The organism is Actinoplanes subglobosus, assembly GCF_042650585.1.
Lineage (GTDB): Bacteria > Actinomycetota > Actinomycetes > Mycobacteriales > Micromonosporaceae > Actinoplanes > Actinoplanes subglobosus.
Window position 1 is genome coordinate 319100 of sequence record NZ_JBHSBL010000012.1, and the last position, 18309, is coordinate 337408.

The window sequence follows — 18309 nt, forward strand, 5'->3', positions numbered from 1 at the left end:
ATGAGCGACAAACTTCGATCGGTCAACGGTCTCGACTTCGCGGTCGCCGATCTGTCGCTGGCCGAGGCCGGCCGCCACCAGCTGCGTCTCGCCGAGCACGAGATGCCCGGCCTGATGTCGCTGCGCACCGAGTTCGGTGACAGCAAGCCGCTGCGCGGCGCCCGGATCGCCGGCTCGCTGCACATGACCGTGCAGACCGCCGTCCTGATCGAGACCCTGGTCGCGCTCGGCGCCGAGGTCCGCTGGGTGTCCTGCAACATCTTCTCCACCCAGGACGACGCGGCGGCGGCGGTCGTCGTCGGTCCGAACGGGACGGTCGACGCCCCCTCCGGCGTGCCGGTCTTCGCCTGGAAGGGCGAGACGCTGGAGGAGTACTGGTGGGCGACCATGCGGCTGTTCGAGTTCAGCGACGGCCAGGGCCCGAACATGATCCTCGACGACGGCGGTGACGCCACCCTGCTCGTGCACAAGGGTGTCGAGTTCGAGGGCGCGGGCGCGGTCCCGGCCACCACGGCCGACGACAACCACGAGTACTCGATCATCCTGGAGACGCTGCGCGGCAGCCTCGCCGCCGACAACCAGCGGTTCACGAAGATCGCGGCCGAGATCAAGGGCGTCACCGAGGAGACCACCACCGGTGTGGCCCGCCTCTACAAGCTGGCCAAGGAGGGCACGCTCCTCTTCCCGGCGATCAACGTCAACGACGCGGTCACCAAGAGCAAGTTCGACAACAAGTACGGCATCCGCCACTCGCTGGTCGACGGCCTCAACCGCGCGACCGACGTGATGCTGGGCGGCAAGCTGGCCGTGGTCTGCGGTTACGGCGACGTCGGCAAGGGCTCCGCCGAGACGCTGCGCGGCCAGGGCGCCCGCGTCGTCGTGACCGAGGTCGACCCGATCTGCGCGCTGCAGGCCGCGATGGACGGCATGCAGGTCGTCCGGATCGAGGACGTGGTCGGTGAGGCCGACATCTTCATCACCACCACCGGCGGCACCGACATCATCACCGTCGAGCACCTGTCGGCGATGAAGCACAACGCGATCGTCGGCAACGTCGGCCACTTCGACGACGAGATCGACATGGCCGGGCTGGCCAAGGTCGCCGGCATCGAGAAGGTCGAGATCAAGCCGCAGGTGCACGAGTGGCGCTTCCCGGACGGCCACTCGGTGATCGTCCTCTCCGAGGGCCGCCTGATGAACCTGGGCAACGCGACCGGTCACCCGAGCTTCGTGATGTCCAACTCGTTCACCAACCAGGTGATGGCCCAGATCGAGCTCTGGACCAAGCCGGAGGCGTACGAGAAGCAGGTCTACGTGCTGCCGAAGCACCTGGACGAGAAGGTGGCCCGGCTGCACCTGGACGCGCTCGGTGTCCGGCTGACCACCCTCACCAAGAAGCAGGCGGAGTACCTGGGCGTGGACGTCGAGGGTCCGTACAAGCCGGAGCACTACCGCTACTGATACAACCCGCACCACGACGCGCCCGACCATCGACTGATGACCGGGCGCGTCCCTTTTAGCCCCCTTATGCTGCACTTATGTCATTCCGTCACAAGATTTTTACGTTCGGTGCCGTGGCTCTGATGGGTCTCTCCGCGAGCCCCGCGACAGCCGCGCCGGCTCGTGCGGAGGCGGGCCGCCACCCTGTCGCGACGGGCCGTCCGGTCAGCCCGGAGGCCGAGTTCCTGATCGCCGCGCACCAGGGCAACCTGGCCCAGATCGCGGCCGGCAAGCTGGCCGTCCGCAAGAGCGAGAACCCGGCCGTCCGCAAACTCGGCAAGCGGTTCGCGTCGTACCACAAGAAGCTGGATGCCCAGGTCAAGCAGGCTGCCGAAGCTCTCGACGTGCGTCTGCCGAAGGAGCCGAACTCGGAGCAGCTCGGCCTCGCGGAGCAGTACCGGAACGCGGCCGCGGCCGACTTCGACAAGCTCTTCATCGACACGCAGCTGACCGCTTACGAGCACGCGGCCAAGCTGGCCCGGATCGTGCTGGCGGTCAGCAGCGACCCGTCGATCACGGAAATCGTCACGGCCGCCGGCCCGGTGATCGAGAAGAACCGTGTCGCGCTGACCGCAGCCCGCGACGAACTCGCCGGAGAGCAGCCGCGACAATGATCGAATGAGCTACGAGGAGATCCTGCTGTTCGCGTTGGGGGCGGTGGCGGTGATCATCGTGGTCCACTGGGTCACGGAGAAAACCGGTCTTCCCGCCGCTGTGTTGCTGACGCTGGTCGGCATTGCCTACTCATACCTGCCCGGGGAAAATCTGCCGCTGGACAAGGACATCATCCTGATGTTCATCCTGCCGCCGCTGCTCTACAACGCGGCACTGGATTCCTCGCTACTCGACATACGACGCAACATGCGCACGGTGATCAGCCTCTCGGTCGTCCTGGTGCTGATCACCGCCCTCGTCATCGGCTACGGCTTCTCCTACTGGGTCGCCGGGGCCACGCTCGCCACCGGTGTCGCCATGGGCGCGGTGGTGGCCCCGCCCGACCCGGTCGCGGCGCTCGCCGTCGGGCGCAAGGCCGGCCTGCCGGGCAAGCTGATCACCCTGATCCAGGGCGAAGGGCTGCTCAACGACGCGACCGCGCTGACGCTGCTCACCGTGGCCATCGCCGCGCAGAACAACGGGAACTTCTCGATCGACAACGCGGTCGGACGGTTCGTCGTCTCCGCCGCCGGTGGCGTGCTCATCGGTATCGCCGTAGCCTACGTCGTCCGGTTCGTCAAGCCGTTCCGGGCCGATCCGCTGAGCGCCAACGCCCTGTCGATCATCACGCCGCTCGCCGCCTTCACCCTGGCCGAGCACTACCACCTCTCCGGCGTGCTCGCGGTCGTGGTGGCCGGCCTGATGGTCGGCCACGACACCCCGCGATACACCACCGGCGCGAGCCGCCTGCAGACCGCCGCGGTCTGGCGGCTGATCGACTTCCTCCTGGAGGGCGCGGTCTTCCTGCTGATCGGCATGCAGGTCCGCCGCACTCTGGAAGGGATGGGCGAGTACTCCTGGACCCAGATCACCATCGCCGTGGTCGTCACTCTCGGCGCGGTGCTGCTGATCCGCCCGCTCTGGCTGGTGATCACCCAGCTCCTGCCGCGCCAGCTGCACCTGCGCCTCGGCGGCCAGCAGGACGACGACATGGACGCGCCCGACGGCAAGACGAAGGAGGCGCCGCTCTCCGGCCGGGAGGTGACCGCCCTGAGCTGGGCCGGCACCCGTGGCGTGATCACGCTGGCGGCGGTCTTCATCATCCCGGACACCTTCCCCAACCATGACCTGATGGTGTTCTGCGCGCTCGTGGTCGTGCTGGTCACCCTGGTCGGCCAGGGCCTCACCTTCGCGCCGCTGGTCCGCTGGCTGGGCCTGCGCGCCAACCAGAAGGACAAGGCCCGGCTGCGCAACGAGGCCCGCTCGGCGGCGGTCCAGGCCGCACTGCACCGGCTGGACGACATCCAGGAGGAGCGGCACGACAACGTCGAGGACGAGGCGATCGAGACGATGCGCCGGCAGCTCGAGGTCCGGATGGACCGTTACCGGCGCCGGCTCGACCTGCTGGATCAGGTGGAGTCGCAGGAGGTGCCGAAGTCGCCGCAGTACGAGGCGGCCCTCATGGTCCGTCAGGCGGTCATCGACGCCGAGCGTGAGGAGCTGCTGCGCTGGCGTGATGCCGGGCGTCTGGCCGACGACAACCTCCGGGTGCTGAACCGGGAACTGGACCACGAGGAGCTGGTCCTCCCGAAGAGACCAAAAGAGTGATACATCCGTAATAGGTTGAAAAAATGCGGAGAACGCCGATCATCCTGGCCGCAGTGGCGGCCGGTCTGCTGACGGCGTGCGGGGGCGGCGAGAGTGCCGCCCCCGAGAAGGCCGGCCAGGCGTCGATCCGTCTCGGCTTCTCCCAGGTCGGTGAGGAGAGCGCCTGGCGTCTGGCGAACACCACGTCGATCGAGCACGCCGCCACGAACGCCGGCGTGCAGCTGGATCTCCGGGTCGCCGACGGCAAGCAGGAGAACCAGACGGCCGCCATCCGCCAGTTCATCAACGACAAGGTCGACGTCATCGCCTTCTCCCCGGTCGTGGAGTCCGGCTGGGACGAGCTCCTCCAGGAGGCCAAGGACGCCGGCATCCCGGTGATCGTGACCGACCGGATGGTGGACACCACCGACACGTCGCTGTTCGTCACCATGCTGGGCTCCGACTTCACCGCCGAGGGCCGCAAGGCCGGCGAGTGGCTCGTCGAGCACTACCGGGACTACAACGGGACGGTCCGGATCGTCGAGATCGAAGGCACCACCGGTTCGGCGCCGGCCAACCAGCGCCGGTCCGGTTTCGCCGAGGCGATCGAGGCCGACCCCGATCTCCAGGTGATCGCCTCACGGGACGGCAACTTCACCCGAGAGGGCGGTGAGCAGGTGATGGCCGGCTTCCTGAAGGAGCACCCCAAGATCGACGTGGTCTTCGCGCACAACGACGACGAGGGCCTCGGCGCGATCGAGGCTATCGAGGCCGACGGCAAACGGCCCGGGGTGGACCTGAAGATCATCACCGTGGACGCCAGCCGGGACGGGCTGACCGCGCTGGCCGAGGGCCGCCTCAACTATGTGATCGAGTGCAATCCGCTGCTCGGCCCGCAGCTGATGGAGCTGGTCGGCAAGGTGAGGACGGGGCAGAGCATCCCCCGGCGGGTGGTCGTGGACGAGACCGCGTTCGACCGCGAGGCCGCGAAGGCCGTACTCCCGAACCGGCAGTACTAGCGGCCCGCACTGTTCGCCATTCCGGACCCGGCGCCGGCCCCGGCAAGCCACGCGGTCAGGTCGGCGGCCGGCAGCGGGCGGCTGATGTGGTAACCCTGCGCCTCGTGGCAGCCCAGATCGTCTAGCGCCTGCAGCGCCGACTCGGTCTCCACTCCCTCGGCGACGACCCGTAGCCGCAGGTTCCGGGCCAGGTCGACGACCGCCCGCACGATGGTCTCGTCCCGGCTGTTCTCGCACATCTTCATGACGAAACTCCGGTCGATCTTGAGCTCGTGCGGCGGCATGTCCCGCAGGTGCGCGATCGAGGAGTAACCGGTGCCGAAGTCGTCGATCGAGATGTTGACGCCCTGTTCGCGCAGCTCGCCCAGCACCTCGCCGGCGCGCATCATGTCGGCGATCACGGCACTCTCGGTGATCTCCAAAGTGAGCAGTTCCGGGCGTACCCCATGGCGTTGGAGGGCGGTGGCGACCGTCGCCGGGAACGTGTCGTCGGTCAGCGACCGGGCCGGGATGTTGACCGAGACCGGGAGCGGGTGGTCGAGCTCCGCCCAGCGGGCGATCTGGGCCAGCGCCTGGTCCAGCACCTCGATGGTGATCAGGTCGATCAGGCCGGTGTCCTCGGCTAGGGGGATGAACGAGTCCGGGGCGAGCAGGCCGCGGGCCGGGTGCTGCCAGCGGACCAGGGCCTCGGCGCCGCACGGCATCCGGGTGGCCACGTCCACCTTGGGCTGGTAGAACACGACCAGCTCGCCGCGCTCGATGCCCTGCCGGAGTTCGCTCTGCAGACTCAACCGGCTCGCGTCGCCCTCGTCCAGTGACGCGTCGTAACCGGCGACCCCGCCGTGCCGGCGCTTCGCCGCGTACATCGCGACGTCGGCGTGCTGGAGCAGCTCGGCGGCGTCCGCACCGTCGCGGGGGTAGACGGCCACACCGATGCTGGCGTCGATGTCCACGGTCAGGCCGCTCAGCTGGATCGGCCGGCGCAGCACCTCCAGGATGCGGTGGCCGGCCTCCACCGCCTCCGGCTGATCCGGTGTGGTCGGCATGATCAGCGCGAACTCGTCGCCGCCGAGGCGTACCACGACGTCGTCGCCCCGGCAGCCGTCGTCGAGCCGCTGCGCCACCTCGACCAGCAGCTCGTCGCCGGTGTGGTGGCCGAGCGTGTCGTTGATCTCCTTGAACCGGTCGAGGTCGATGAGCAGCAGGCTGAACGGCTCGCCGGTCTCGTAGCCGTGGCGGACCGCGGTGTCGAGCTGGTCGTGCAGCATGGCCCGGTTGCCGAGTCCGGTCAGCGGGTCGTGGGTGGCCTCGTGCAGGCGGCGGGCGGTCTGCCGTTCGGCCCGGCGCTGGTAGCCGACGAGCACGAGCGCGCACACGGCGAAGAGCACGGCCACGATCAGGATGGTCACCTCGGCCACCGTCTGCAGCATGTCGGCCCGCCGGTCGACGTCGGCCAGGTAGCCGGCCAGCGCCTCCTGATTGCGGCGCACGTTGCCGAGCACCTCGTCCCGCAGCGGCGCGAAGGCCGGGGCGGCCAGCTCGGTGTAGCCCTGAACCTTCGCGCCCCTCTCGGTCTGCGCCATGATCTCGACGACGATCCGGCTGTAGTCGGCGTAGGCGCCACGGATGGCGTCCAGCTCGACCCGGTCCACCGCGTCGTGCTGCTGGAGCCAGTCGAGGCCGGAGCGGGCCGAGTCGAGGGTCGCGGCCAGCTGCTCACCGCGGTACTCGGTGCCACCCGTCGCCAGGTACTCCCGCAACGCCGCGTCCTGCGTGTTGACCTGGACCGAGATGTCGTTCAGCACCTGGGTGACCGCCTGGGCGCGACGGACCTCCTGGGTCGCCTCGGCGGTGCCGCTGGCGGCGAGCACGGCCGAGACGCCCAGGGTAAGGATGCCGACGGCGGTGCCCGCGATGGCGGACCGGGCGGTGGCCCGGCGGGCCAGCAGGCGGCCCCACCTCGTTCGTGGACCGGTCCGGCCGATCGATGCGCTCGCGTTCACGCAATCATCAGTCGGTTTCCCCGGCAACGACCTGACCTTTCGGCCAGGCCGCACCGGATTGCTACACAGGCAGGTCGCGGCGACGCAGGGCGATCAGTCCGGCGCCACCGAGGCCGGCCGCGATCAAGGTCAGATTCAGCAGGGGTACGACGGTGAAGTCCGCACCCGGCAGGTGCGGGACATGCGTGAACGGGGAGAGGTCGAGCACCCACTGGTCGGCCTGCACCAGTGGTCCCACGATCAGGATCAGGAACGCCGTGGCCACCACCGCCCAGGCGGCAGACGCCAGTTTCGGCACCACCCCGATCAGCAGCATCGCGACCCCGGCCAGCACCCAGACGGCCGGGAGCTGGGCCAGTGCCGATGCCACCACCGGGCCGGGATCACCGTGCACGACGCCGGCGACCACACCCTCGGCGAGCAGCGCCACGGCCGGGCCGAGCAGGGCGAAGACCAGGTGGCTCGCCGCCCACGCCCCCCGGCTCACGGCGGTGCTGAGCACCGCCTCGGCGTGGCCGGTCTGCTCCTCGTCACGGATCCGCAGCGCGGCCTGCACCGCGTAACAGGCGATGATCACCGCACAGGTCTGCGCGATGGACGCGAAGTACGCATCCATGATCATGTCGGTCCCGCCGAGCTGGCTGAAGATCTTGCCCATCGAGTCGGAGTCCTCGGCGAGCTGGGCCACGCTGGTGCTCACCCCACCGAAGACCAGGCCCAGCGCCGCGAACCCAGCGGTCCAGCTGAACAGCAGGCCGCGGTGCAGCCGCCAGGCCAGCGTGATCGGCGATCGCAGGGACGCGGCCGCCGTCGCCGGTCCGAGCCGTCCGGCGAGCAGGCCGCCGCCGAGGTCACGGCGGGTCAGCAGGTACGCCGAGACGCCCACCGTGGCCAGCGTGGTGACGACGACGAGCACCGCCGGCCACCAGTCGTCCGCCCCGAACGGGAAGACCCGGTGCACCCAGCCGATCGGCGACAGCCAGGACATCCAGTCCAGCCGGCCACCGCCGAGTGCCGAGATGTCCCCGCCCATGCGCAGCACATAGGACACTCCGAGGACCAGCACCGCCATGGCACGGGCCTGGCGGCCGCTGTCAGCGATCTGCGCGGTGATCGCGCCGACACCGGCGAAGAGCCAGCCACTGACCGCATAGGACACCGCCAGCGTGGTCGAGCCCTCGGCCGGCAGCCCCTGGCCGATCAGGGTGGCCGCCACGATCACGCCCATCACGGTGCAGGCCAGCACGGTGGCCAGCACCGCGGCGGCCAGTGGGGCGAACCGGCCGACCACACCGGCCCGGATCAGCTCGGTGCGCCCGGCCTCCTCGTCGGCCCGGGTGTGCCGGATGACGGTGAGCAGGGCGGCCAGGCCGATCATCACCGGCAGGAACCCGCCCCGCCAGACGGTCAGCTCACCGAGGCTGTCGCCGTGCAGCGGGCCGTAGAGGCCGACGAACCCGGCGTTGGCCGCGCTGATCTGCGCGTAGTGGATCCGCTCCTGCGCGGTGGCGAACAGCGTCTCGAAGCCGGTCACGTAGACGTACGGCAGGATGCCCAGCACGAGCACCCAGAGCGGCATGATGATCCGGTCGCGGCGCAGCACCAGCCGGAGCAGGCCGGCCGTCCCGGTCATCGGGCGGTCTCCGAGTCACGGGTGTAATGGCGCAGGAACAGCTCCTCCAGCGAGGGCGGCTGGCTGACCAGGCTGCGCACCCCGGCCTCGACCAGCGATTTCAGCGCCGGCTCCAGTGCCTCGGCGTCGACGTCGAAGGCGACCCGCCCGTCCTCGGTGATCAGGTCGTGCACCCCGGCGATGGCGGCCAGCCCGTTCACCGGGCCGGTCAGCTCGGCACGGATCGTCGTCCGGGTCAGGTGCCGCAGGTCGGCCAGGGTGCCGGTCTCCACGGCCCGGCCGGCCCGGATGATGGTCAGCCGGTCACAGAGCGCCTCGACCTCGGAGAGGATGTGGCTGGACAACAGCACCGTCCGGTCGCCGCGCCGCTTCTCCTCCAGGATCACCTCCCGGAAGACCTCCTCCATCAGCGGGTCGAGCCCGGAGGTCGGCTCGTCGAGCAGCAGAAGCTCCACATCGGAGGCGAGCGCCGCCACCAGTGCCACCTTCTGCCGGTTGCCCTTGGAGTAGGCCCGGCCTTTCTTACGCGGATCGAGCTCGAACCGCTCGACGAGGTCGTCGCGACGCTTGCGGTCGACGCCGCCGCGCAGCCGGCCGAGCAGGTCGATCACCTCGCCGCCGGTCAGGTTGGGCCAGAACGTGACGTCACCCGGCACGTAGGCGAGCCGCCGGTGCAGCGTCGTCGCCTCGGCCCAGGGGTCGCCACCGAGCAGTCGCGCCGAGCCGCCGTCGGCGCGCATCAGCCCGAGCAGCACCCGGATGGCGGTGGTCTTGCCCGCCCCGTTCGGACCGAGGAAGCCGTGCACCTCGCCGGTCGCGACCCGCAGGTCGAGCCCGTCCAGCGCGGTGACCGCCCCGAACCGTTTGATCAGTCCTTCGACATCGATGGCATCTGCCATGACCCCTTCTCTCCCATCCAGGAATCGCCGAGCCGATCCACGGCTTTCATCGCCTGTTCGGCCTGCTCAGGAGTGAGGAGTGGCTGCGAGAAGATCTCCAGGGACGCCCGGATCATGCGCAGATAGCCCGGCATCGACCCGACGTCCTCGCCGAGCACGGCGGTCAGCTGGTCGCGCATCAGGAACATGCCCATCTTCATGGCGCCGAGGAGCGCCACGTAGGCGCGCGCGTCGGACGTCTCCAGACCGGTCGAGGCCAGCCACTGCTCGCCGCGCTGGACGGTCTGCTCGAACATGGCCGCGCCCCGGGGCGATCCGTCCATCAGGGACCGCACCAGATATTGCTGGAGGGCCATGGCGTCGGGGGCGATGGCCCCACCGATCGTGCCGGACTCGGTGAACGCCATCTGGAGCTGCGCGATCCGGCCCATCGCCCACTCGTCGCAGGCGTCGCGGAGGCCCTCCTTGGACCCGAAGTGGTGCCGGAGAAGGCCGGAGGACACGCCGGCGGCCTGGGCGATGTCGCGGATCGTGGCGCCCGCGATGCCGCGCTCGGTGAAGAGCGCGATCGCGGCGTCCCGGATCCGGGCTCGTGCGGTCAGGTCGCTGTCACTACTCACGCGTGTAGCGTACTACTCAAGCGTGTAGCAAGCTACGCCCGTCTATCCCGCGTTGATGGTGGCCGCCTTCACGCCACTCGCGGACAGCTCCCACCGCGCCAGCAGGTCGTTGTAGACCCCGGAGTCGATCAGTCGCTGCAGCGCGTCGCGCAGGCAGTCCCGCAGCTCGTCGTTGTCCCGGTCCACGGCCAGGCCGAAAAGGCCCGGCTCGTACTGCTCGTCCGAGGCGAGCTGGTAGAACGCACTGGTCCGCTGGTCGGTGGTGACGAACGCGGCCGGCGGATAGTCCTGCAGCACCGCGGCCACCCGGCCGCCACGCAGTTCCACCATGGCATCGGCGTTGGTCGGCAGGCTGTGCACGGTCAGCTTCCGGTCACCGCACTCGTCCCGGAGCCTGATCAGCATCTCCTCGTGGAAGGTGCCCTTCTCGGTGGCGGCCGCGTGGCCACAGAGATCCTCGAGACCACCGATCTTCTGCGGGTTGCCGCGCTGCACCAGGATCGACGAGCCGGTGGAGAAGTAGTTGATGAAGTCCACCCGCTCCCGCCGCTCGACGGTGTCGGTCATCGAGGAGAGCACGCCGTCGTAGGTGCCGGCGTTGACCTCGTCCACAGCCGTGCTGAAGGTGCCCACCACCATCTCGACCTCGATGCCGAGTACCTGGCCGAGCGCGGCGGCCAGGTCCGGCTCGAAGCCGATGATGGTGCGCCCGTCCGCCGCGAAGTACTCCATCGGCGCATAACTGGCGTCGGTCACCAGCCGGATGAAACCGCGTGCCTTGATCTCGTCGGGCAGCAGGTTGTGCAGCGCGTCGTCGCGGGTGACGGCGGCGACCTCGTCCAGCTGACCGGCCTCGGTGACCGCCACCTCCGGAGAGCATCCGCCCACCCCGAGGAGTGCGGCGATCCCGAGGACGGCGATGCCTTTGCGCAGAAGCCTCATCGGGCAACCTCTTCTGAGTCGATCACGGGTGCGAGGTCGATCACGGGTACGAGAAAGTCCGGTGACACCTGCGGCCACGGAACCGGACGGCCGATCAGGTAGCCCTGTGCCTCGTCACAGCCCGCGTCGATCAGCCAGCGGTACACCTCGGCCGTCTCCACGCCCTCGGCCGTGACCCGGCTGCCCAGGCCGTGCGCCAGCGCGATCACCGAGCGGACGATCGCCCGGCTCTGCGGGTCGTGCGTCACGTCCTTGACGAAAGCCCGGTCGATCTTGATTTCGGCGGCCGGGAACCCACGCAGGTGCGCGAGGCTGGTGTAGCCGGCCCCGAAGTCGTCGACCGAGATGCCGACCCCCAGAGCTGTCAGCTCACTGATCGACTTCACCAGGGTCTCCGCGTCGCCGGCCAGTGCCGTCTCGGTGACCTCCAGCATCAACCGGTCCGGTGCGGTGCCGTGCTCGGCGAGCAGTGCGGCGACCAGATCCGCGAAACCGGCCACTTCCAGATTGCGGGCCGACACGTTGACCGAGACCGCCCACGGCTGCCCGGACGCGGTCCAGCCGAGCTGATCGGCCAGGGCCCGGCGCAGCACCCACTCGGTGAGCGGGACGATCAGCCCGGAGTGCTCGGCGGCCGGCAGGAAGTCGCCCGGCGGCACCAGGCCCCGCTGCGGGTGCTGCCAGCGGACCAGCGCCTCCAGGGCGCGGACCGTGCCGTCGTGCACGCCAACCTTCGGCTGGTAGTGCAGGATCAACTCGTCGCGCTCCAGGGCGTGCCGCAACTCGGCCTGGACGACCAGCCACTGGTGCGGCTGGGCGGCCTGCTCGCCGGAGTAGACGACGATGTCCATCGTGCCGCGCTTGCCCTGATACATGGCGACGTCCGCCCGCTGCTTCAACTCTTCGAGCTGGTGCCCGTGCTCGGGGTAGAGCGCGATGCCGAAACTCGCCTCGATGCTGAGCGGCACACCGTCGAGCACCATCTCCTCGGTGAGCCGGTCCCGGGCCTGCTCCAGCAGGGCCACCGCCTCGGCGCGGTCCCGGCCGGGCATCAGCAGCGCGAACTCGTCGCCGCCCAGCCGGGCCAGGATGTCGTCCGGGCCGAGCGCCGCCCGGAATCGGGCCGACACCTCCCGCAGCAGCTCGTCGCCGGCGTGGTGGCCCAGAGTGTCGTTGACCTCCTTGAACCGGTTGAGGTCGACGAGCACCATGGCCCCGTAGCCGCCGTCCCGGACGGCCTGGTCCAGCCGTTCCTGGCCCCAGACGCGGAACGCGGTCCGGTTCGGCAGGCCGGTCAGCGCGTCGTGCAGGGCGTTGTACCGCTGGTCGGCCGCATAGCGACGCAACGATCGGGTGGTCAGCCAGGCCAGCGTCGCCAGCACCACGTAGAGGAGGGCGAGGCCGCCGCCGATCCGCCACCAGGTGGTCTCGATCTGCTGCTGCAACCGGTCGGCGATCTTCTGGTACGGCAGGTACACCTCGACCACACCGACCGACTGCCCGGTGGCCCCGGCGATCATCGGCTGCATCACCCGGATCGTCTGGGTGCGGCCGGTGATCACCCGCGCGCGCCGCTCACCGTTCGCGGCGGCCTGGAAATCCGGATCCGAGACGGGTACGCCGGAGCTGCTCGACCCGTCGTCGGAGAAGATCACCCGGCCGCTGAAGCCACGCAGCCGCAGGTGCTGGACCGACCCGTTGTAGACGGCCAGCCGGGTCGCCTCCCGCATCCGGTCGTGCTGCTCGGCGCTGAGGCCCCGGCGGCTCAGGTCGTCACCGCCCGTGACCGAGGACTCACCGCTGTTCAGAGCCGGCGCGACCACCATCTGAGCGATCACCTCGGCCTGCGACAGCCCCTGGGCGCGGCCCTGTTCGGCCGCGTCCCGGCTGTAGTCCTGGAGCACCACGGCACCCAGCGCGACCACGGGGACGAGACTCGCCACCGCGAACGTCGCGAACAGGCGGCCGGTGCTGCGCACTCGCGGCCTTGCGCGACGTTTCCACATGGGGGCCTGATCGGCCGTGCCCCGGGACCGGTTGAGGAAATCAGGTCGCCTCCGGCGGCGGCGCGGCTCCCGTCATGATCGCCACCGCGTCGGACATCGAGTGGGAACCCGGCTTGATCACCGCGATCCGGCGGCCCAGGCGCTGGATGTGGATGCGGTCCGCGATCTCGAAGACGTGCGGCATGTTGTGGCTGATCAGGATCACCGGCAGTCCCCGGTCCCGGACATCGCGGATCAGCTGGAGGACCCGGTTGCCCTCCTTCACGCCCAACGCCGCGGTCGGCTCGTCGAGGATCACCACCTTGCTGCCGAAGGCCGCCGACCGGGCCACCGCGACCGCCTGCCGCTGGCCACCGGAGAGCGACTCCACCGCCTGGCCGATGTTCTGCAGGGTGGCCACGCCGAGTTCGCTCATGTGCCGGGCCGCCTCCTCGCGCATCCGCTTGCGGTCCAGCATCCGGAAGACCGAACCGAGTGCCCCGGGCCGCCGCTCCTCCCGCCCGAGGAACAGGTTGTCGGCGATGTCCAGGCCGGGCGCGACCGCGAGAGTCTGGTAGACCGTCTCGATCCCGGCGGAACGGGCGTCCATCGGACTGCGGAAGTGCACCGGCTCGCCGTCCAGCAGGATCTCGCCGCTGTCCGGCACCAGCGCACCGGACAGCGCCTTGATCAGGCTCGACTTGCCGGCCCCGTTGTCACCGATCACCGCGAGGATCTCGCCCGGGAGCAACTCGAGGTCACTGCCGTCGATCGCGACGACACGGCCGTACCTCTTGGTCAGGCCTTTCGCTTGCAGAACCGGAGTCGTCACGAGCGCACCTTCCTGATCCACTGGTCGAGCGAGACCGCGATCAGCACCAGCAGGCCGATCGCAAAGCCCTGCCAAACCACCTCGACGCCGGCCAGTTGCAGGCCGTTACGGAAGACACCGACGATCAGCGCACCGATCAGCGTGCCGATCACCCCGCCACGGCCGCCGAAGAGGCTGGTGCCGCCGAGCACGACAGCGGTGATCGAGTCCAGGTTGTACTCGGTGCCGACGTTCGGGCTGGCCGAGGCGAGCCGCCCGATCAGGATCCAGCCGGCGACCGCATAGAGCAGGCCCGCCGTGGTGTAGACCGAGAACAGCACCCGCCCGGTCCGGATGCCGGCGAGCCGGGCCGCCTCCGGATCGTCACCGGTCGCGTAGACGTGTCTGCCCCACGCCGTCCAGCTCAGCGCATAGGCGAAGAACCCGAACAGCAGCAGCATGATGATCGACCCGTAGCTGAGCCGGAAGTCCCCGATCGGGATCGACTCCCCGGTCCACGTCATCAGGCCCGGCATGTCGGCGCCACGGATCGTCTCACTGTTGCTTACCACCGAGTTCAGCGAGAAGAAGATGGTCAGCGTGCCGAGCGTGACGATGAACGGCGGCAGTTTGATCCGGGTCACCAGGAACCCGTTGATCGCGCCCATCGCCGTGCCGCAGGCGAACCCGAGCAGCAGCGCGATCGGCGCCGGCACCCCCGCGTCGGTGGCGAAGAGCGCCATCAGGATCGACGAGAAGACCGCGATCGCACCGGCGGACAGGTCGATGCCGGCGGTCAGGATGATCAGTGTCTGCCCGAGCGCCAACGTCGCGATGACCGTGACCTGCAGCAGCACCAGCGACAGGTTGGCCGCGGAGAAGAACCGGGCGTTGACGATCGAGAACGCCACGATCGCCACGACCAGCACGGCGAGCGGCCCGAGGACCGGATTGCCGTGCAGCCGGTGTTGCAGTCGCAGCCCGAACGAGTCGTGCCGCCGTACCTCGAAATCAGTCGTGGCGGTCATCTCACCCCCAGCAGTTCTGTTTGCCCCACGCGGAGTCCTTCGCCTCCACGCCGGCCTGCGGTTGGTCGGTGATCAGTTGCACGCCGGTGTCGACGAAGTCCTTTCCGGCGGTGTTCTGCGGCTTGGCGCCGGTCTTCGCGTACTCCGCGATCGCCGCGACGCCCAGCTCTGCCATCTTGATCGGGAACTGCATCGACGTCGCGCCGATGACCCCGTTGGTGACGTTGTCGACGCCGGGACAGCCGCCGTCGACCGAGACGATCGTGACCTCGCGCTCCCGGCCGGCGGCCTTCAGCGCCTCGTACGCCCCGGCTGCCGCGGGCTCGTTGATGGTGTAGACCAGGTTGATCGACGGATCCTTCTGGAGCAGGTTCTCCATGGCGGTCCGGCCGCCCTCCTCGTTGCCGTCGGTGACGTCGTGCCCGGCGATCCGCGGGTCGCTCTCATCACCGATGCGCGCCGGATCGGCGACATCGACCCCGAAACCCTCAAGAAAACCCTGATCACGCTGTACGTCCACCGACACCTGATTCGCGTTGAGGTCGAGCATCGCGATCCGTGCCTCTTTACCCTCGGTGGTGAACTTCGCCTTCGCCCACTCCCCGATCAGACGCCCGGCCTCGTAGTTGTCGGTGGCGAACGTGGCGTCCGCCGCGTCGGCCGGCTCGACCGGTGTGTCGAGGGCGATGACCAGCATCCCGGCCTCGTGCGCCCGGTCGATGGCGGGCACGATCGCCTTGGAGTCGTTCGGGGTGATCAGGAAGCCCTTGGCCCCGAAGGAGATCAGGTTCTCGATCGCCAGCACCTGGGCCTCGTTGTCGCCGTCCACCTTTCCGGCGAAGGTCTGCAGGTCGACGCCCTGCTGCCCGGCAGCCCGCTCGGCGCCGTCGCGCATCGTCACGAAGAACGGGTTGGTGTCGGTCTTGGTGATCAGACCGACGACCGGCTCGCCGGTGCCGCGATTGCACGCGGCACCTGCGAGGACCATCATCAGACCACTCGCGGCCACGACTAACCTGCGCATTCCTCCTCCAATACATCGAGAGGAACCGTTGCCTTGGAGTAGACGCTCAGGTCACCGGCCTGTCAACCGCTCGTTACGGAAAGTCGACGACGTAGGACAGAACGGTCGCGGTGCCCTAGCGGCCCTCGCCGCGGGCAACGTCCAGCCGGGCCCGCACTTCGGCGAGCGAGCGGATCGGACCACACATCACCACGCGGGGTCGGTGAAAAAGGCGAACGCCGCCTCCACCGGGTGGATCCGGTGGGGCGGCGTCCGGATGGTGCGGGTTTACGTCAGCCCAGGGAGACCGACGGGTAGAGCGGGAACGGCGCCAGCAGCTCGGTGGCCTGCTTGCTGACCCGCTCGGCGATGGCCGGGTCGAGGTCGAACTTCGCCTTCGAACCCTCGGCCGGAGTCGTCGCCGCGAGGACGGTGTGGATCAGGCCGGCGATCGAGTCCATCTCGGCGACGCCCAGGCCGCGGCTCGTCAGGGCCGGGGTGCCGACACGGATGCCGGACGTATACCAGGCGCCGTTCGGGTCGTTGGGGATCGCGTTGCGGTTGGTCACGATGCCGCTGTCGAGCAGCGCCTGCTCGGCCTGACGGCCGGTGATGCCGAACGGGTGCACGTCGAGCAGCACCAGGTGGTTGTCGGTGCCACCGGAGACCAGCTGCACGCCCCGCTTCAGCAGGCCCTCGGCCAGCGCCTGGCTGTTCGTCACGATCTGCTGGGCGTAGGTCGAGAACTCCGGCCGGCGCGCCTCGGCGAACGCGATCGCCTTGGCGGCCATCACGTGCGGCAGCGGGCCACCCAGCACCATCGGGCAGCCCCGGTCCACCTGGGAGGCCAGCTCCGGCTGGCAGAGGACGGCACCCCCACGCGGGCCACGCAGGCTCTTGTGGGTGGTGGTGGTGACGATGTGCGCGTGCGGGATCGGGTTGTAGTCGCCGGTGAACACGCCACCCGCGACCAGGCCGGCGAAGTGCGCCATGTCGACCATGAAGGTCGCACCCACCTCGTCGGCGATCTCGCGCATCTTCGCGAAGTTCACCTTCCGCGGGTACGCCGAGTAGCCGCCCACGATCACCGCGGGCTTGAACTCCTTGGCACTCTCCAGCAGTGCCTTGTAATCGATCTGGCCGGTTGCCGGGTCCACGCCGTACGAGCGCTGGTCGAACATCTTTCCGGAGATGTTCGGCCGGAAACCGTGGGTCAGGTGACCACCGGCGTCCAGCGACATGCCGAGCAGCCGCTGGTTGCCGAACGCCTGCCGCAGCTCGGCCCACTCGGCGTCGGTCAGGTCGTTGATCTGCCGCTTCTCGAACTTCTGCAGATACGGCACCTCGACCCGGTCGGCGAGGATGGCCCAGTAGGCAACCAGGTTGGCGTCGATACCGGAGTGCGGCTGAACGTACGCGTAAGGCGCACCGAACAGGGCCTTGGCATGCTCGGCCGCGACCGACTCGACGATGTCGACGTTCTGGCAGCCGGCGTAGAACCGGCGGCCGACGGTGCCCTCCGCATACTTGTCGGAGAGCCAGTTACCCATGGCGAGCAGGACCGCCGGGGAAGCGTAGTTCTCACTCGCGATCAGCTTCAGCGACTCACGCTGGTCGGTCAGCTCCTGCGCGATCGCGTCGGCGATGCGTGGCTCGACGGACCGGACCACATCGAGGGCGGAGCGGAAAGCGATGGACTCGGCGTTCAACTCAGGCATGGGACCTCCCTATCACGTAGCGAAGAGGCCCAGGCGCACGGCATACGTCATCTCGACGGAGCCGCTCCCCGATGGTCAGCCATCCGAACGCGCCAGTCACGGCCCTCCGGAAGCATACCGCCCGGGAGGGGCCCGCCGATAACGGCGAGCCGAACCCGCCACACGCCATCGACCAGGTACTTCGTCACACGAACCGAGCGGGACCACACCGAGCGACATTTGTTGATATCTTGGGCTGCCGCCGCATATCGACGTCGGTAACAGCAAGAACGGGGAAATTCAGTGCTCGAAAACTCTCCGCAGGAGAAGACTGCGCCGTCCCGGTCGGTCACGAAGCGTGTCGCCACCGGTGTGGCAGTCCTGGGTGCGGCCGCGGCCGTCACCATCGGCTGGACGCAGACCGCGCAGGCCGAGAGCGCCGCAACGCCGATCGGCACCATCACCGCCGTGCAGTACAACGGCAACTACTGCGACGACTTCGGTGCTCACGTCCGGGTCACCATCGCCAAGGGCACCGCCTCCACGCAGTACACGCTGTGGGGTACCGGGTTCATGCAGACGTCGGCCAAGGTGACGACCACCGCCGCCGGCGCCGCCACCATCGACCTGCACAACATCGGGATCCCGGCCGGCGGGCGTGTCGGCGTGGCGACCGTCCTGGTCTCGACGAGCTACTACACGACGTCGATTCCGGTCACGGTCAAGTGCTCGAGCGGTGAGGGCGGCTGACCCTCCAAGACTCGACCGGCCCGCATCGATCATGGTGCGGGCCGGCCCATTTTTCGGCGGGCTTCCCAAAACATCCCGAACCCCAATGCTCCGGCCTGTTTCCGGGCGCCTTCACCCGAGCGTTTCCGGGCAAAAGAAAAGGCCCACCCGATTGCCCGGGTGGGCCTTTCCATACGTT

The 18309-nt window shown here is 69.1% G+C and carries 15 protein-coding genes and 1 riboswitch; of the genes, 5 read left to right on the plus strand and 10 right to left on the minus strand.

Annotated elements, in window-relative coordinates; genetic code table 11:
- From ahcY to ACFO0C_RS12535, 4 genes are all read left to right on the plus strand, one after another.
- The gene (gene ahcY / locus ACFO0C_RS12520; RefSeq protein ID WP_378066737.1) at window positions 1-1461 is read left to right on the plus strand and encodes an adenosylhomocysteinase; all 1461 of its coding nucleotides are present in this window, start codon (window positions 1-3) and stop codon (window positions 1459-1461) included.
- A 122-nt stretch (window positions 1462-1583) separates the two neighbouring features.
- The gene (locus ACFO0C_RS12525) at window positions 1584-2114 is read left to right on the plus strand and encodes a DUF4142 domain-containing protein (RefSeq protein ID WP_378066760.1); all 531 of its coding nucleotides are present in this window, start codon (window positions 1584-1586) and stop codon (window positions 2112-2114) included.
- Window positions 2115-2118: 4 nt separating this feature from the next.
- Window positions 2119-3762: a Na+/H+ antiporter gene (locus tag ACFO0C_RS12530; protein ID WP_378066738.1), complete on the plus strand. Its 1644-nt coding sequence runs from the start codon at window positions 2119-2121 to the stop codon at window positions 3760-3762.
- Window positions 3763-3785: 23 nt separating this feature from the next.
- Window positions 3786-4760 carry an ABC transporter substrate-binding protein gene (locus ACFO0C_RS12535; RefSeq protein WP_378066739.1) on the plus strand — a complete coding sequence of 325 codons (975 nt, stop codon included), beginning with the start codon at window positions 3786-3788 and terminating at the stop codon, window positions 4758-4760.
- On the opposite strand, the gene ACFO0C_RS12540 is transcribed toward ACFO0C_RS12535, so the two are convergent.
- The 10 genes from ACFO0C_RS12540 to ACFO0C_RS12585 all read right to left on the minus strand — a co-directional run bounded on the left by ACFO0C_RS12540 (window position 4757) and on the right by ACFO0C_RS12585 (window position 17402).
- Window positions 4757-6763 (minus strand): putative bifunctional diguanylate cyclase/phosphodiesterase, encoded by a 2007-nt coding sequence (locus ACFO0C_RS12540; protein WP_378066740.1) that lies wholly within the window; start codon window positions 6761-6763, stop codon window positions 4757-4759. The genes ACFO0C_RS12535 and ACFO0C_RS12540 overlap by 4 nt on opposite strands.
- 61 nt (window positions 6764-6824) lie before the next feature.
- Window positions 6825-8396 carry an ABC transporter permease gene (locus tag ACFO0C_RS12545; protein WP_378066741.1) on the minus strand — a complete coding sequence of 524 codons (1572 nt, stop codon included), beginning with the start codon at window positions 8394-8396 and terminating at the stop codon, window positions 6825-6827.
- On the minus strand, window positions 8393-9295 hold the full coding sequence (locus tag ACFO0C_RS12550) for an ABC transporter ATP-binding protein (protein ID WP_378066742.1): 903 nt from the start codon (window positions 9293-9295) through the stop codon (window positions 8393-8395). Before ACFO0C_RS12550 ends, ACFO0C_RS12545 begins: the two co-directional genes overlap by 4 nt.
- Entirely contained in the window at window positions 9265-9915 is a 651-nt protein-coding gene (locus ACFO0C_RS12555) for a TetR family transcriptional regulator (protein WP_378066743.1), read from the minus strand. The genes ACFO0C_RS12550 and ACFO0C_RS12555 overlap by 31 nt, the downstream gene beginning before the upstream one ends.
- A gap of 42 nt (window positions 9916-9957) precedes the next feature.
- Entirely contained in the window at window positions 9958-10857 is a 900-nt protein-coding gene (locus tag ACFO0C_RS12560) for an ABC transporter substrate-binding protein (RefSeq protein WP_378066744.1), read from the minus strand.
- Window positions 10854-12836, minus strand: coding sequence for a putative bifunctional diguanylate cyclase/phosphodiesterase (locus tag ACFO0C_RS12565; protein ID WP_378066745.1), 1983 nt, complete (start codon window positions 12834-12836; stop codon window positions 10854-10856). The genes ACFO0C_RS12560 and ACFO0C_RS12565 overlap by 4 nt, the downstream gene beginning before the upstream one ends.
- A 67-nt stretch (window positions 12837-12903) precedes the next feature.
- Window positions 12904-13674 (minus strand): ATP-binding cassette domain-containing protein, encoded by a 771-nt coding sequence (locus tag ACFO0C_RS12570; RefSeq protein ID WP_378066746.1) that lies wholly within the window; start codon window positions 13672-13674, stop codon window positions 12904-12906.
- Window positions 13671-14681, minus strand: a complete 1011-nt coding sequence (locus ACFO0C_RS12575; protein WP_378066747.1) for an ABC transporter permease — start codon at window positions 14679-14681, stop codon at window positions 13671-13673. Before ACFO0C_RS12575 ends, ACFO0C_RS12570 begins: the two co-directional genes overlap by 4 nt.
- A 1-nt stretch (window position 14682) precedes the next feature.
- Window positions 14683-15705 (minus strand): substrate-binding domain-containing protein, encoded by a 1023-nt coding sequence (locus ACFO0C_RS12580; protein WP_378066748.1) that lies wholly within the window; start codon window positions 15703-15705, stop codon window positions 14683-14685.
- A gap of 272 nt (window positions 15706-15977) precedes the next feature.
- Window positions 15978-17402 (minus strand): glycine hydroxymethyltransferase, encoded by a 1425-nt coding sequence (locus ACFO0C_RS12585; RefSeq protein WP_378066749.1) that lies wholly within the window; start codon window positions 17400-17402, stop codon window positions 15978-15980.
- A gap of 20 nt (window positions 17403-17422) precedes the next feature.
- Window positions 17423-17512: riboswitch (ZMP/ZTP riboswitch) on the minus strand.
- A gap of 172 nt (window positions 17513-17684) precedes the next feature.
- Between ACFO0C_RS12585 and ACFO0C_RS12590 the strand changes: the two genes are divergently transcribed.
- The gene (locus tag ACFO0C_RS12590; protein WP_378066750.1) at window positions 17685-18131 is read left to right on the plus strand and encodes a hypothetical protein; all 447 of its coding nucleotides are present in this window, start codon (window positions 17685-17687) and stop codon (window positions 18129-18131) included.
- Window positions 18132-18309: the final 178 nt, after the last annotated feature.

Excerpts from the sequence above, each read along its gene's own strand:
- ahcY (WP_378066737.1), top strand. The coding sequence starts at position 1 with ATGAGCGACAAACTTCGATCGGTCAACGGTCTCGACTTCGCGGTCGCC.
- ACFO0C_RS12525 (WP_378066760.1), top strand. The coding sequence starts at position 1,584 with ATGGGTCTCTCCGCGAGCCCCGCGACAGCCGCGCCGGCTCGTGCGGAG.
- ACFO0C_RS12530 (WP_378066738.1), top strand. The coding sequence starts at position 2,119 with ATGAGCTACGAGGAGATCCTGCTGTTCGCGTTGGGGGCGGTGGCGGTG.
- ACFO0C_RS12535 (WP_378066739.1), top strand. The coding sequence starts at position 3,786 with ATGCGGAGAACGCCGATCATCCTGGCCGCAGTGGCGGCCGGTCTGCTG.
- ACFO0C_RS12545 (WP_378066741.1), bottom strand. The coding sequence starts at position 8,396 with ATGACCGGGACGGCCGGCCTGCTCCGGCTGGTGCTGCGCCGCGACCGG.
- ACFO0C_RS12550 (WP_378066742.1), bottom strand. The coding sequence starts at position 9,295 with ATGGCAGATGCCATCGATGTCGAAGGACTGATCAAACGGTTCGGGGCG.
- ACFO0C_RS12560 (WP_378066744.1), bottom strand. The coding sequence starts at position 10,857 with ATGAGGCTTCTGCGCAAAGGCATCGCCGTCCTCGGGATCGCCGCACTC.
- ACFO0C_RS12575 (WP_378066747.1), bottom strand. The coding sequence starts at position 14,681 with ATGACCGCCACGACTGATTTCGAGGTACGGCGGCACGACTCGTTCGGG.
- ACFO0C_RS12580 (WP_378066748.1), bottom strand. The coding sequence starts at position 15,705 with ATGCGCAGGTTAGTCGTGGCCGCGAGTGGTCTGATGATGGTCCTCGCA.
- ACFO0C_RS12585 (WP_378066749.1), bottom strand. The coding sequence starts at position 17,402 with ATGCCTGAGTTGAACGCCGAGTCCATCGCTTTCCGCTCCGCCCTCGAT.